Raw genomic sequence first — 12,511 nt, forward strand, 5'->3', positions numbered from 1 at the left:
CTCCGACCTGTCGCAGTGCCGTGACCGACGAGTAGCACCATGGCCGCACAGCCCCGCCTTAATGACCTGAACATCGAAGCCAACGAGCCGCTCATCACGCCCGAGCAGCTCAAGCAGGAGATCCCGCTGAGCGATCTCGCCGCCGACACCGTCGCCAACGGCCGCCAGGTCATCCGCGACATCCTCGACGGCAAGGACCATCGCCTGTTCGTGGTGATCGGCCCCTGCTCCATCCATGACATCAAGGCCGCCCACGAATATGCCGAGCGGCTCAAGACCCTGGCTGCCCAGGTGAGCGACACCCTGTACCTGGTGATGCGCGTCTACTTCGAAAAGCCCCGCACCACCGTCGGTTGGAAGGGCTTGATCAACGACCCCTACCTGGATGACTCCTTCAAGATCCAGGACGGCTTGCACATCGGTCGCCAACTGCTGCTGGACCTGGCGGAAAAAGGCCTGCCCACCGCCACCGAAGCCCTGGACCCGATCTCGCCGCAGTACCTGCAGGACCTGATCAGCTGGTCGGCCATCGGCGCGCGCACCACCGAGTCCCAGACCCACCGCGAAATGGCCTCGGGCCTGTCTTCCGCGGTCGGCTTCAAGAACGGCACCGATGGCAGCCTGACCGTGGCCATCAACGCCCTGCAGTCGGTCTCCAGCCCGCACCGCTTCCTGGGTATCGACCAGCGCGGCCAGGTCTCGGTGGTGATGACCAAGGGCAACGCCTACGGCCACGTGGTACTGCGCGGCGGTAACGGCAAACCCAACTACGACTCGGTCAGCGTCACCCTCTGCGAGCAGGCGCTGGTCAAGGCCAAGATCAAGCCGAACATCATGGTCGACTGCAGCCACGCCAACTCCAACAAGGACGCCGCCCTGCAGCCGCTGGTGATGGACAACGTCGCCAACCAGATCGTCGAAGGCAATAATTCCATCGTCGGCCTGATGGTGGAGAGTCACCTGGGCTTCGGCAACCAGCCGATTCCGGCGGACCTGTCGCAACTGCAATACGGCGTCTCGGTGACCGATGCCTGCATCGACTGGGCCATGACCGAGAAGAGCATTCTCGACATGCACCGCAAGCTCAAGGATGTCCTGCCGCGCCGCAGTCGCGACTGACCGTCACAGGCAAACGAAAACGCCGGGCTCAGCCCGGCGTTTTTCATGGTGCGGCCCGTCAGGCCAGCGGGGTCACCTGCCCGCGGCGCTCCAGATAGTGCTCCACGTAGGAGCAGGAGGGAATGACGCTATAGCCGCGGCTCTCGGCATAGTTCAGCGCGTGCTCGGTCAGCCGCGCGGCCAGGCCGCGTCCACGCAGGGCATCGGGTACGAAGGTGCGGTAGAAATCCATGGTCTGCTTGCCCAGATCCATGTAGGCGAGATAGGCGCGCTGCCCATCGACGGAGAGGTGGAATTGATGATTGGCTTCATCGTGTTCCACGCGCAGGGATTCGTTCATGACTACTCCTTGGCGGTTTGGCTCCGCCTTATCCATTGTTATCGATGCTACCCGAAGACGGGAACACAACCTTCCTGTGCGGGATTAAGCCTCAGCGCGTGAGACCCCGAGGGAGAAGGCAGGTTCTAACCAGCCGTCGCACCGTAAAAAGACACTATATCAGGGCTCGTCAGGCGTACGCAGCCACAGGCTGCACTTGACATCTTTCACCCATTCTCTAACGTTTTGAAACGTTCGACACTTTCGGCCATCCAAGCAGTTGCCGTCACCGGTGGAGCCATTCTGAGTGCGCTCACAGGGCAAAGGAGCGGAATTTCCGCAAAAATTCTTTGCTGCAATGGGTTCGCTTAGTTTACTTACGACCGGTAATGAGTAGTATGTAGCCGCAATTTTCCAACTGGGAAATTGACCTTAAAACAGGATGTCTACCTCAAGGGGTTTACGATGAACAACGCTCTGAAATTCGCCGCTCTGGCTCTGGCCGCTGCTCTGGCCACTGGTTGCAGCACCGCTAACAAGGAAAGCGAAGCTCGCCTGACCGCTACCGAAGACGCCGCTGCCCGCGCTCAGGCTCGTGCTGACGAAGCCTACCGTCACGCTGACGAGGCTCTGGCCGCCGCTCAGAAAGCTCAGCAGACCGCTGACGAAGCCAACGAGCGCGCCCTGCGTATGCTGGAAAAAGCCAGCCGCAAGTAATGCGCCTCGGCTAGGAAGGCGAGTGGCAACAGTCGCCTTTCTCGGAGCAAACAAAAAGCCTGCCATTTCGATGGCGGGCTTTTTGTTTGTCTGAAGGATGGCGCCCTGCGGGCGCCATCCCCACGGATCACAGTGCCTTGGCGGGCGCCTTGGCCACGGTACCAGGAGCGACCCCGGCCGGCAGCTCGGCGATTTCCACCGGCAGGCCGTCCTGTTGCTGCACGGTGTCACGCACCGTGTCCCAGTTCACCAGGCTGTTGGCTTGCAGCAGATCGTCACGCTTGATCAGGGCGTTGACCACCGCCGCTTGGCGGTCGATCTCGGTCGGATCACCCTTCATGTTGACCGGCTGGTGCGCTTCCAGATAGAGCTTGCCCTGGCTCACGCCGAACTTGTAGGGCTCGTCGATGATCCGCACCGGGGTACCGATCGGCAGCATGCCCACCAGCTCGGTCACGTTGAAGTTGTACATGCGGAAGCAACCATGGCTGGTCTGGGTGCCGATACCGAACTTCCGGTCCGAGCCGTGGATCAGGTAGCCCGGCATGGTCAGGCGGATCTTGTAGGGGCCGAGCGGGTTATCCGGGCCGGGCGGGACCACCTTGGGCAGCGGATCGCCTTCGGCGGCGTGCTCGGCGCGAATGGACTCCGGCGGATACCAGGCCGGATCCTTGATCTTGTCCACCACCTTGGCCACCCCGACCGGCGAGCCCCAGCCTTCGCGACCGATGCCCAACGGATAGGTGAAGACCGAGTGCCCACCCTTGGGGTAGTAGTACATACGGTATTCGGCGATGTTGATGACAATACCTTCACGCGGGCCGGGCGGCAGGATGAAGCGCGTCGGCAACACGATCTCGGTACCGGCGCCCGGCAACCAGGCGTCCACGCCGGGGTTGGCGGCGACCATCTCGTTGTAACCCAGATCGTACTTCACCCCGAGGTCGGCGAAGGTGTCTTCGTAAGCGGCCTTGATGACCTGCACCTGACCGACCACATCATCGCCGGGGGGCGGCAGGGGCAACTCCAGTGCCCGCGCCGAACCCGCGCCCAGCAGACCTAACAGCGAAAGGGAACCGACCAGGGTCGAAAGACGCGGCGACATGGAGTGAATCCTTGCAAGGAACGAGAGAGGTTGGAGGCGCGAATTGTACACGTCCACTCGCCCCTCTGGCAGAGGCTCACAGAGCCTGTAACGGATTGGGCAAGCCGCGGCGGGCGCCCTGCAAACGCTGCATGCAGGCGGGACACAGCGCCTTCTGGCGCAACGCCTGGCGGTCCAGCGGGCGTAACGCGGGCCGCGCCGGCAGGAAGGTGCCGCACAGGGTGCGGTCGGTGGGCGAGCCCAGCTCCAGCTGCCGGGCGACGATATGGACCCGCCCCTCGCGGCAGGCGAACAGGTCGAGCTGGGCATCGGGCTGGATCAGCTGATAGCCGTGCATGGACCGGGTAAGGCGGGACATCGGGATACTCCAGGGGCGGTTCCGCCAGGCGGTCGATTGACCGGACCGGCGGGGCGCGCAACCTTAGCGGAAAGCCTTGCCGGGGAAAAGTCCGGCGTTCAGTCGCGCAGCACGCGCTGCAGTTCCGGCCAGGCGTTATCCAGCAGACGCTGCTGGGCATTGGCCCGTGGGTGGATGCCATCCGGCTGCATGAAGGCGGGATCGCCCCCTACCCCTTCGAGCAGGAAGGGTACCAGGGCCACCTGCTGGGCCTTGGCCACGTCCTGGTAGACCTGGGCGAAGCCCTCGGTGTAGCGCGGCCCGTAGTTGGGCGGCAGGCGCATCCCCAACAGCAGAACGCGGGCGCCCTTGGCCTTGGCCTGCTGCACCAGGGCGGTGAGATTGCGCTCGAATTGGGCCAGCGGCTGGCCACGCAGGCCATCGTTGCCGCCCAACTCGATGGCCACCACCTCGGGGCGGTGCGCGGCCAACAGCTGCGGCAGTCGTGCCAGGCCGCCCGCCGTGGTGTCGCCACTGATGGAGGCGTTCACCACCTGGTAGGGGCTCTGCTGCTCCTGCAGGCGGTTTTCGAGCAACCGCACCCATCCTTGGCCGTCGGCGAGGCCGTAGCCGGCGCTGATGCTGTCACCCACCACCAGCAGGGTGCGCGCCATCGCCAGGGGCGTCAGCAGCAGACAGGCCACCGCCAGCAACCAGGCAATGCCTTGCCGCAAAGGCGCGCTGGACTTCGGCGCGGTTTTTGACTCTAACTCGCCACAGCAGCCCGCCTGCGGGCCCTTCGGATACGGCATTGGATACCTCATGAGCGAAGTCATTTTGCGGGCACGCGACCTTAGCAAGGTCGTCACCGGCGCGGAAGGCGCCTTGCCGATCCTCCAGGCGCTGGACCTGGAACTCCAGGCCGGCGACAGTTTGGCCATCGTCGGCAGCTCAGGTTCCGGCAAATCCACCTTGCTCGGCCTGCTGGCCGGTCTCGATCTGCCCAGCTCCGGCGAGGTGGAACTCGCCGGCCAGCGCCTGGGCGCCCTCGACGAAGATGCCCGGGCCCGCCTGCGGGCGGAACGGGTGGGGTTCGTTTTCCAATCCTTCCAGTTGCTCGACAGCCTCACGGCACTGGAGAACGTGATGCTGCCACTGGAGCTGGAGGGCGCTCGTCAGGCCCGTGAGCAGGCGACGGCTTTGTTGGAGCGGGTCGGCCTCGGCGAACGGCTACGCCACTACCCCCGCCAGCTCTCCGGCGGTGAGCAACAGCGGGTGGCCCTGGCCCGGGCCTTCGCGCCGCGGCCAAGCATCCTCTTCGCCGACGAACCGACCGGCAATCTCGACAGCCGCACCGGTGCCCACATCAGCGACCTGTTGTTCGAACTCAACCGGGAACGGGGTACCACATTGGTCCTGGTGACCCACGACGAGCGCCTGGCAGCCCGCTGTGCCCGGCAATTGCGCCTGGAAGGCGGTCGGCGGGTCGCGGCATGAGGGGTGCCGGCCTACCGCTTACGCGGCTGTTCCTGTTGGCCTGGCGCCAGACCCTGCGCGAGCTGCGCGCGGGGGAGATCCGCATGCTCTGCCTGGCATTGGTGGTGGCCGTGGCGGCCAGCGTCGCCATCGGCTATTTCACCGCCCGCCTGGGAGCCGGCATGCAGACGCGCGCCAGCGAATTCCTCGCCGCCGACCTGGTGTTGCTGGGCAGCGAACCGGCCCGCCCCGAACAGGTGGCGGCCGGTCTGCGGCTCGGCCTCACCCACAGCCGTACCCTGACATTCAGCACCATGGCGGCGGGCGCCGAGGCCCTGCAACTGGCCAGCGTCAAGGCGGTGCAGAAGAACTTTCCGTTGCGCGGCGAGGTACGTAGCGCGGCGGCGCCCGCTGCGCCCGACCAGGCGGGCGGCGCGCCGGCCCCCGGCGAGGCCTGGGTCGAGCCACGGCTGTTGCTGGCGCTGGATGCGCGGGTCGGTGATCGACTCGACATCGGCCGCAAGCCGCTCACCATCACCCGGGTGCTCACCGCCGAACCGGATCGGGCCGGCGACTTCTACAGCCTGACGCCGCGGGTGCTGATCAATCTCGACGACGTGGCCGCCACCGGGGTCATCCAGCCCGGCAGCCGGGTACGCTACCGCGAACTCTGGCGCGGAGAACCGGCGGCGCTTGCCAGCTATCGCCAGGCGCTCACGCCCGACCTCGCCGCCAACCAGCGTTTCGAAGGACCGGGCGACGGCAATCGGCAACTGGGCAATGCCCTGGAGCGGGCCCAGCGTTATCTCGGCCTGGCCAGCCTGGTGGCGGTGTTGCTGGCCGGCGTGGCCGTGGCGCTCTCGGCCAATCGCTTCGCCGCGCGGCGTTTCGATGCCAGCGCCCTGCTCCGCTGCCTCGGCCTGACCCGGCGCGATGCCCTGCTGCTCTATGGTCTGCAGCTGGGGCTGCTGGGCCTGGCCGCCAGCCTGCTCGGCGCCCTCCTCGGTTGGCTGGCGCAGTTGGTGCTGTTCCAGCTGTTGCATGGCCTGCTGCCGGCGCGCCTGCCCGCGGCCGGGATCGGGCCAGCCCTGGCCGGCATGGGTACCGGCCTGGTCGCCCTGGCCGGCTTCGCCTTGCCACCGCTGGCCGCCCTGGGCCGGGTACCGCCCTTGCGGGTGCTGCGCAGCGATCTGCAACCGGTGCCCCTGCGCACCTGGCTGGTCTATGGCTGCGCTCTGCTCGCCCTGGGGCTGATCATGTGGCGGCTATCGCTGGATCTACGCCTGACCCTGGCCCTGCTGGTCGGTGGCCTGGTCGCCGGCTTGCTGTTCGGCAGCCTGCTCTACCTGGCCCTGCGCGGTCTGCGCCAGGCGCTACAAGGAGCGCCCCTGGCCTGGCGGCTGGGCCTGGGCCAGTTGCTGCGGCATCCGCTGGCGGCGGTGGGCCAGACGCTGGCCTTCGGCCTGATCCTCTTGGCCATGAGCCTGGTAGTGCTGCTGCGCGGCGAGTTGCTGGAGCGCTGGCAGGCGCAACTGCCGGCCGAGGCGCCCAATCATTTCGCCCTCAATGTGTTGCCGGATGAACGCCAGGCCTTTGCCCAGGCGGTCGCGGCTCTCTCACCCCATGCCAGTCCGCTCTACCCCATCGTCCAGGGGCGCCTGGTCACGGTGAAGGGGCACCCGGCCCGGGAAGGCCTGGAAGATGACTCCCGCGGCGGACGGGCGACCCGGCGCGACCTCAACCTGACCTGGTCGGCTGAGTTGCCGGACGGCAATCGCCTGGAAGCCGGCCACTGGTGGAATGCCGTGCCAGCCGGTGACCTGCCCGGCGTTTCGCTGGAGGGCGAGCTGGCGCGCAGTCTCGGCGTCGGCCTGGGCGACCCCCTCGGCTTCGTCATTGGCGATCGGCAGATCGAGGCGCGGGTCACCAGCCTGCGCCAGGTGAGTTGGGACAATTTCCAGCCCAACTTCTTCGTCATCTTCGCGCCGGGCGCCCTGGAAGGGGTACCGGTCACCTATTTGGGCAGCTTCTACCTGCCGCCCGGCCATGATCGCGAACTGCTGGCTCTGGCCCGCCAATTTCCGGCGGTGACGCTGCTGCCCATCGACGCCCTGCTCGATCAGCTGCGCAGCATCCTGCGCCAGGTCAGCGTGGCGGTGGAATTCGTGCTGCTGTTCGTGCTGGCCGCCGGTATCGCCGTGCTGCTGGCCGGCTTGCAGGCCACCCTGGACGAGCGCATCCGCCAGGGTGCCCTGCTGCGCGCCCTGGGCGCCCGGCGCGAACTGCTGCAACGGGCGCGGCGCACCGAATTCATCCTGCTCGGCGGCGCCAGCGGCTTGCTCGCGGCGCTCGGTTGCGAGATCGTCAGCGCCCTGCTCTACCGGCTGGCCTTCGACCTCGACTGGCAACCCCATCCCTGGCTCCTGCTCCTGCCGGTGTTGGGTGCCCTCCTGGTCAGTACGGCCGGGCTACTGGGCACGCGGCGGGCCCTCACCGCCAGTCCGTTACTGATCCTGAGAGAAAGCTGATCCATGAGCCGTTACCGTCCGCCGCGCACCGCCGGCACGCCCCTGATCACGCCCGCTGGCGAAGCCCGGCTGCGCGCCGAACTGCATGAGCTGTGGAACGTGCGCCGCCCCCAGGTCACCCAGGCGGTGAGCGAGGCGGCGGCCCTGGGCGATCGCTCGGAAAACGCCGAGTACATCTACGGCAAGAAGATGCTGCGCGAGATCGACAGCCGGGTGCGCTTCCTGCGCAAGCGCCTGGAGAATCTCAAGGTGATCCGCGAACGCCCGGCCGATCCGACCAAGGTCTATTTCGGTGCCTGGGTCACCCTGGAAGACGAGGAAGGCGCCGAGAAGCGCTATCGCATCGTCGGCCCGGACGAACTCGACCTCCGGCAGAACCTCATCAGCATCGACTCGCCCTTGGCGCGGGCGCTGGTCGGCAAGGCGCTGGACGCCGAGGTCCGCTTGCAGACGCCGGCCGGCGAACAGCGCTGGTATATCGTCGAGATCGCCTATCCGGACGAGTGACGGCTAGCGCCGCCGGGTGATCACGCCTTGCCGCGCCACTCGGGTCAGCTCCCGCACCAGAGGTTCGAGACCGGCCCTACCGGGCGACTGCACCACGGCGAAGTCGAAGCTGTCGTTACCGAAGCCGCGCAATTGCTCGGCCTGGTCGGCGAAACGGATCTGCAGGGTACGGCTATGGGGCCAGCGCTTGGGCCAGCCTTCGAGATAGCGCAGCAGGGTGGGCTGGTCGGGGCCGCCGAGCAGGATGGCGGGATGACAGGCGAGCTTGCCCTGGGTCAGCGGGGTAAGGCGTAGCGGGAGAGGAAGCATGGACAGGATTCCGCCTCGTAGGTCCAGCTGGGCGGTAGTACGAGGCCTGTTCCGTCCAGCGCTTTAGCGGTATTTGGGAGCGCCCCGCAAGTTGCTGTTTAAATCGGCGCGGGATCATCCTAGGGAGGCCCCACTTGCCCTGTCAAGCCGGTTTCAGCCGTCATCGCCACGCCCCACGGTGGTCGTCGTGGCGGCCACCGTGGGGGCTTCGAGCCGAGTACGCTCGAGACTGAAGGCCACCCGATATTTGTTGACACTGTCGACGTAGTTGACCACCCCGATGCCCACCTCTTCGGCGGCAACGCGCTCGACCTGGAAGAACCAGCGGTCGCCGTCCAGCCCCTGCTGGCGTGCCTTGGCGCGTAGCGCCTGGACCCGTTCCGGGCCTAGGTTGTAGGCCGCCAGGGTAAAGGCTCGGCGCTCACGCTCGGCGAGCCGTGGGCTGGAGAAGAACTCCCGGCGCAGCTGGGCGAGATAGCGGGTGGCGGCCTTGACGTTGCCCTCGGCGGAACGGAAGTCGCGCACCCCAACGCTGCGCGCCGCCTGCGGGGTGATCTGCAGCAGCCCCGTCGCGCGCCCGGCGCCGCGGGCGTGAGGGTCGAGCCCGGATTCCTTGTAGGCCATGGCGGCCAGGGTCAGCCAGTCGAAGTCGTAGGCCTTGGCGTAGCGCTGCAACAGCGGCCGGATCTTGGCCAGGCGGCGCCGTTCGTTGCCCAGCAAGGGGTTACGCACCTGATAGCGGCGCGCGGAGGCCTGGCGAAAGGCCTGGTCGTCATCCCGCGCCTGGGGCTGCCGGGCGAAGGCGCGTACCCTTTGGGCGAGCTGCTGCGCCGGAGCACGCAGGTACCAGAGCTGCGCCTGGTCATGGGCCACCACTACCCGGTCGGCCACCCGCAGCCGGGGCAGCACCCGCGCCCAGCGGTGGGCCAGCCCGGCTTCGACGACGGTGAGCGGATAGATGCCGGCCTGGGTCAACTCTAGGACATCTTCCACCGCCAGGGTCGGATCGGCCCATTGGATCTGCACCGGTCGCAACTTGCGCCTTTCCAGCTGGGCGTTGAGCCGCGCCAGGGCCGGACCGGCTGCGCTACCCTGGGGCAGCACTATCCGGCGCCCCGCCAGTTGCTCCAGGTGCCGCGGCAGGTGCTGACCACGACCGCCGACCACCACCAGGTTAGCCGGCGCCGCCACCGCGGCGGCGATCAGCGCCGAGTGCGCGGGCGGCAGCAGGGTTTCCCCCGGTGCCACCAGATCGCCCTCGCCTCTTTGCAGAGCCGACAGCAAGTCCGCCTTGGCCTTGGGGACGAACACCAGGCGCAGGTGCCGTCCGCCCGGCTGGTGCTGCAGATAACGGGCGAAGGCCTGTAGCCGGCGATATTCGACGCCCAGCGCCTGACCATTCCATTCGCCCGAGCTGTGGCGACTCTGGTTGACCAATACGCGCAACTCACCGGCGCGCTCGATGGCGGCCAGATCGCGCGCCGCGACGTGGCGGGGCGCCTCGGGCGGCAAGGCGCCCAGGCGGGCCTGGGCGGAACAGGCGAGCACGCAGCCCAGGACGGCAAGCGTGAATCGAAACGGCATCCAGGACTCCTGACCTGGCCGGGACAACGCCGACAGCACCCGGACTACGGATAGAATGGTGGGATAGAGTCTGTTCATAATCTGCTGCGCGTCGGCCAAACTGCGTTGAAAACGCCTTCGGAATGCTCATTTACTAATTGTAAACTCCGCTTCCTCAGGCCTTTTCGCCTTGTTTGGCTCTAGCTCGCGAGATCCTGAACAGACTCTAATTGAAGGTCCGCACCATGCAATTGATCGACATCGGCGTCAACCTCACCCATCCCAGTCTGCTCAAGGAGGTGGACGCGGTGGTCGAGCGGGCCCAGGCCGCTGGCGTGGTGCAACTGGTGCTCACCGGCACCACCCTGGACGACAGTGAGAACGCCCTCAATCTCTGCCTGCGCCTGGACGCCGGCGAGGCGCTGTTCAGCACCGCCGGCGTCCATCCCCACGAAGCCTCGACCTGGAACGCCAGTGCCGCCAAGGCCCTGCGCGACCTGGCCAGCCAACCCAAGGTCCGCGCCCTGGGCGAATGCGGGCTGGACTTCAATCGCGACTTCACCCCGCGTCCCCAGCAGGAGCGTTGCTTCGAAGAGCAACTGGCGCTGGCCGCCGAGTTGCGCCGGCCGGTATTCCTCCACGAGCGCGACGCCAGCGAACGGATGCTGGCGATCCTGCGCGACTATCGCGACCACCTGCCGGCCGCCGTGGTGCATTGCTTCACCGGCGAGCGCAAGGCGCTCTATGGCTATCTGGATCTCGACCTGCATCTGGGCATCACCGGCTGGATCTGCGACGAACGCCGCGGCCTGCACCTGCACGAGCTGGTCGGCCAGATCCCGGTCGGTCGCCTGATGCTGGAGACCGATGCGCCCTATCTGCTGCCGCGCACCCTCAGACCCAAGCCACGCCATGGCCACAACGAGCCGGCCTTCCTGCCGGAGATCCTGCGTACCGTGGCCCGGCTACGCAATGAGACGCCCGAGCAGACCGCCCTGCACACCACCGCCACCGCCCGCGCCTTCTTCGAGCTGCCGGAAGTCCGCATGCCAGAGCGGACCGAGGAATTCGACTAAGACGCGGGTGCCGTTTTGCTAAAGTCAGACCAGTGCAAGCCGTTAACCTTTGGGCTTATTCCACGGCGTCAGACGCCTTCTCGCAAGACGTTGACGTCAGTCAAGATCCGGGTTGCCGCGGCCTGTCAGGCTGGACGGCCCCGCCGACTGGATGCCCCCTATGTTCGCCTGGCTGCGCGATATCTCCCTCAAGTACAAATTCTGGGCGGTCAATGCCGTCGCCTTCGTCACCAGCCTCTTGCTGGTGCTGTTCGCCATGCAATTGGAAGTCTCGGGTCGCGCTGACCAGCTCAAGGCAGTCAAGAGCGCCCTGGGTGAGACGGCCGCCCACCTGAGCGCCCCGACCTTCGGCGAGATCTTCCTGGCCCGCGCTCCGGAATACGCCCTGGCCGTGGGGGTGCTCATGCTGGTGCTGCTGGTGGCCTCGCAACTCTTGATCCGCTTCATTCTCGGCAATCTGCAGCGCCTCAAGGACACCATGCTGCGGGTGGAGCGCGATGGCGATCTCACCGCCCGCGTCGAGGTGCGCGGCCGCGACGAGGTCGGGCAGATGACCCAGGCCTTCAATGCCATGCAGGACAGCTACACCCGCGTCGTCGGCACCGTGGCCGCCAGCGCCGCGCGCCTGGACGAAGGCGCCGGGCGCCTGGCCAGCGGCATGCAGGGCGTGCGCGGCGGCATGCAGGATCAACAGCACGAGACCGACCAGACCGCCACGGCGATCAACGAGATGAGTGCCACCGTGCAGCAGATCGCCGAGCACGCCGCCGGTACCCGCGACCAGTCCCGGGAAGCCGACCGCCTGGCCGGTGCCGGTCAGCAGGCGGTGGATCTGGTCAGTCATTCCATCGCCGACCTGTCGCAAGGCGTGCAGCAGACCGCCGTGATGATCCAGGAGCTGGCCGAGAACAGCGAACGCATCACCAGCGTGGTCAACGTCATCCACGGCATCGCCGAGCAGACCAACCTGCTGGCACTCAACGCCGCCATCGAAGCCGCCCGGGCGGGCGAAGCCGGGCGGGGTTTCGCCGTGGTGGCCGACGAGGTGCGCAACCTGGCCAAGCGCGTCCAGGGCTCCACCGATGAAATCACCCGCATGGTCGACAGCCTTCAGGCCGGCACCCGCGATGCGGTGGAATTCATGCGCGAGAGTTCGCTCAAGGCCGACGACTGCGTGGTCCAGGCCGGCGCCGCCGGGCAGGCCCTGGCCGACATCACCGCCGCGGTGACCCTGATGCGCGACAGCAACACCCAGATCGCCGTGGCGGCGGAACAGCAGGCCCAGGTGGCGGAAGAGATGAGCAGGTCGGTGGTAGGCATCCGCGATGTCACGGAAAGGACCATGCTGCTCACGCAAGACTCGGCCAGCACCAGTACCGAATTGGCCGCCCTTGCTGGCACCCTGAATCAGGCGATCCGTCAGTTGCGCCTATAGGCTCCATAGCGAGAGCGCAT

The 12,511-nt window shown here is 66.9% G+C and carries 13 protein-coding genes; 7 read left to right on the forward strand and 6 right to left on the reverse strand.

Annotated elements, in window-relative coordinates:
* Positions 1–39 precede the first annotated feature (39 nt).
* Complete coding sequence (locus FAZ11_RS05245) at positions 40–1,119, forward strand: 3-deoxy-7-phosphoheptulonate synthase (RefSeq protein WP_058764532.1); 1,080 nt, start codon at positions 40–42, stop codon at positions 1,117–1,119.
* A gap of 58 nt (positions 1,120–1,177) precedes the next feature.
* Here the strand turns inward: FAZ11_RS05245 and FAZ11_RS05250 are convergent, their stop codons facing one another.
* Complete coding sequence (locus FAZ11_RS05250; protein WP_058764533.1) at positions 1,178–1,459, reverse strand: GNAT family N-acetyltransferase; 282 nt, start codon at positions 1,457–1,459, stop codon at positions 1,178–1,180.
* A gap of 444 nt (positions 1,460–1,903) precedes the next feature.
* Here FAZ11_RS05250 and FAZ11_RS05255 point away from each other — a divergent pair, with 444 nt between their 5' ends.
* A complete protein-coding gene (locus tag FAZ11_RS05255) occupies positions 1,904–2,155 on the forward strand; it encodes an Lpp/OprI family alanine-zipper lipoprotein (protein WP_007160560.1) in 252 nt (83 codons plus the stop codon).
* 127 nt (positions 2,156–2,282) lie between these two features.
* Here FAZ11_RS05255 and FAZ11_RS05260 read toward each other — a convergent pair whose 3' ends face one another.
* From FAZ11_RS05260 to FAZ11_RS05270, 3 genes are all read right to left on the reverse strand, one after another.
* Positions 2,283–3,260, reverse strand: coding sequence for a L,D-transpeptidase family protein (locus FAZ11_RS05260; protein WP_058764535.1), 978 nt, complete (start codon positions 3,258–3,260; stop codon positions 2,283–2,285).
* A gap of 76 nt (positions 3,261–3,336) precedes the next feature.
* The gene (locus FAZ11_RS05265) at positions 3,337–3,618 is read right to left on the reverse strand and encodes a hypothetical protein (RefSeq protein ID WP_058764537.1); all 282 of its coding nucleotides are present in this window, start codon (positions 3,616–3,618) and stop codon (positions 3,337–3,339) included.
* A gap of 98 nt (positions 3,619–3,716) precedes the next feature.
* Positions 3,717–4,271 carry an arylesterase gene (locus FAZ11_RS05270; protein WP_193557141.1) on the reverse strand — a complete coding sequence of 185 codons (555 nt, stop codon included), beginning with the start codon at positions 4,269–4,271 and terminating at the stop codon, positions 3,717–3,719.
* Positions 4,272–4,419: 148 nt separating this feature from the next.
* On the opposite strand from FAZ11_RS05270, the gene FAZ11_RS05275 reads away from it, so the two are divergent.
* From FAZ11_RS05275 to greB, 3 genes are read left to right on the forward strand one after another with little or no spacing between them, the layout of a single operon-like run.
* Complete coding sequence (locus FAZ11_RS05275; protein WP_058773589.1) at positions 4,420–5,094, forward strand: ABC transporter ATP-binding protein; 675 nt, start codon at positions 4,420–4,422, stop codon at positions 5,092–5,094.
* Positions 5,091–7,601: an ABC transporter permease gene (locus FAZ11_RS05280; protein WP_058773588.1), complete on the forward strand. Its 2,511-nt coding sequence runs from the start codon at positions 5,091–5,093 to the stop codon at positions 7,599–7,601. Before FAZ11_RS05275 ends, FAZ11_RS05280 begins: the two co-directional genes overlap by 4 nt.
* 3 nt (positions 7,602–7,604) lie before the next feature.
* Positions 7,605–8,108 (forward strand): transcription elongation factor GreB, encoded by a 504-nt coding sequence (gene greB / locus FAZ11_RS05285; protein ID WP_058764546.1) that lies wholly within the window; start codon positions 7,605–7,607, stop codon positions 8,106–8,108.
* A gap of 3 nt (positions 8,109–8,111) precedes the next feature.
* Here the strand turns inward: greB and FAZ11_RS05290 are convergent, their stop codons facing one another.
* Entirely contained in the window at positions 8,112–8,417 is a 306-nt protein-coding gene (locus FAZ11_RS05290; protein ID WP_058764548.1) for a hypothetical protein, read from the reverse strand.
* 153 nt (positions 8,418–8,570) lie between these two features.
* Positions 8,571–10,001, reverse strand: coding sequence for an MltF family protein (locus FAZ11_RS05295; protein ID WP_058773587.1), 1,431 nt, complete (start codon positions 9,999–10,001; stop codon positions 8,571–8,573).
* 224 nt (positions 10,002–10,225) lie between these two features.
* Between FAZ11_RS05295 and FAZ11_RS05300 the strand changes: the two genes are divergently transcribed.
* Both FAZ11_RS05300 and FAZ11_RS05305 read left to right on the forward strand, forming a co-directional pair.
* Complete coding sequence (locus tag FAZ11_RS05300) at positions 10,226–11,056, forward strand: TatD family hydrolase (protein WP_058773586.1); 831 nt, start codon at positions 10,226–10,228, stop codon at positions 11,054–11,056.
* A gap of 160 nt (positions 11,057–11,216) precedes the next feature.
* Positions 11,217–12,491, forward strand: coding sequence for a methyl-accepting chemotaxis protein (locus tag FAZ11_RS05305; protein ID WP_058773585.1), 1,275 nt, complete (start codon positions 11,217–11,219; stop codon positions 12,489–12,491).
* Positions 12,492–12,511: the final 20 nt, after the last annotated feature.

Origin of the sequence: Pseudomonas rhizoryzae, assembly GCF_005250615.1 — a bacterium.
In the GTDB taxonomy this organism is placed as follows: Bacteria; Pseudomonadota; Gammaproteobacteria; order Pseudomonadales; family Pseudomonadaceae; genus Chryseomonas; species Chryseomonas rhizoryzae.

What these genes read in the sequence shown, in the direction of transcription:
- FAZ11_RS05295 (WP_058773587.1), bottom strand. Translation starts at nt 10,001, where the DNA reads ATGCCGTTTCGATTCACGCTTGCCGTCCTGGGCTGCGTGCTCGCCTGT.
- FAZ11_RS05255 (WP_007160560.1), top strand. Translation starts at nt 1,904, where the DNA reads ATGAACAACGCTCTGAAATTCGCCGCTCTGGCTCTGGCCGCTGCTCTG.
- FAZ11_RS05305 (WP_058773585.1), top strand. Translation starts at nt 11,217, where the DNA reads ATGTTCGCCTGGCTGCGCGATATCTCCCTCAAGTACAAATTCTGGGCG.
- greB (WP_058764546.1), top strand. Translation starts at nt 7,605, where the DNA reads ATGAGCCGTTACCGTCCGCCGCGCACCGCCGGCACGCCCCTGATCACG.
- FAZ11_RS05250 (WP_058764533.1), bottom strand. Translation starts at nt 1,459, where the DNA reads ATGAACGAATCCCTGCGCGTGGAACACGATGAAGCCAATCATCAATTC.
- FAZ11_RS05300 (WP_058773586.1), top strand. Translation starts at nt 10,226, where the DNA reads ATGCAATTGATCGACATCGGCGTCAACCTCACCCATCCCAGTCTGCTC.
- FAZ11_RS05270 (WP_193557141.1), bottom strand. Translation starts at nt 4,271, where the DNA reads ATGGCGCGCACCCTGCTGGTGGTGGGTGACAGCATCAGCGCCGGCTAC.
- FAZ11_RS05260 (WP_058764535.1), bottom strand. Translation starts at nt 3,260, where the DNA reads ATGTCGCCGCGTCTTTCGACCCTGGTCGGTTCCCTTTCGCTGTTAGGT.
- FAZ11_RS05245 (WP_058764532.1), top strand. Translation starts at nt 40, where the DNA reads ATGGCCGCACAGCCCCGCCTTAATGACCTGAACATCGAAGCCAACGAG.
- FAZ11_RS05280 (WP_058773588.1), top strand. Translation starts at nt 5,091, where the DNA reads ATGAGGGGTGCCGGCCTACCGCTTACGCGGCTGTTCCTGTTGGCCTGG.
- FAZ11_RS05290 (WP_058764548.1), bottom strand. Translation starts at nt 8,417, where the DNA reads ATGCTTCCTCTCCCGCTACGCCTTACCCCGCTGACCCAGGGCAAGCTC.
- FAZ11_RS05275 (WP_058773589.1), top strand. Translation starts at nt 4,420, where the DNA reads ATGAGCGAAGTCATTTTGCGGGCACGCGACCTTAGCAAGGTCGTCACC.
- FAZ11_RS05265 (WP_058764537.1), bottom strand. Translation starts at nt 3,618, where the DNA reads ATGTCCCGCCTTACCCGGTCCATGCACGGCTATCAGCTGATCCAGCCC.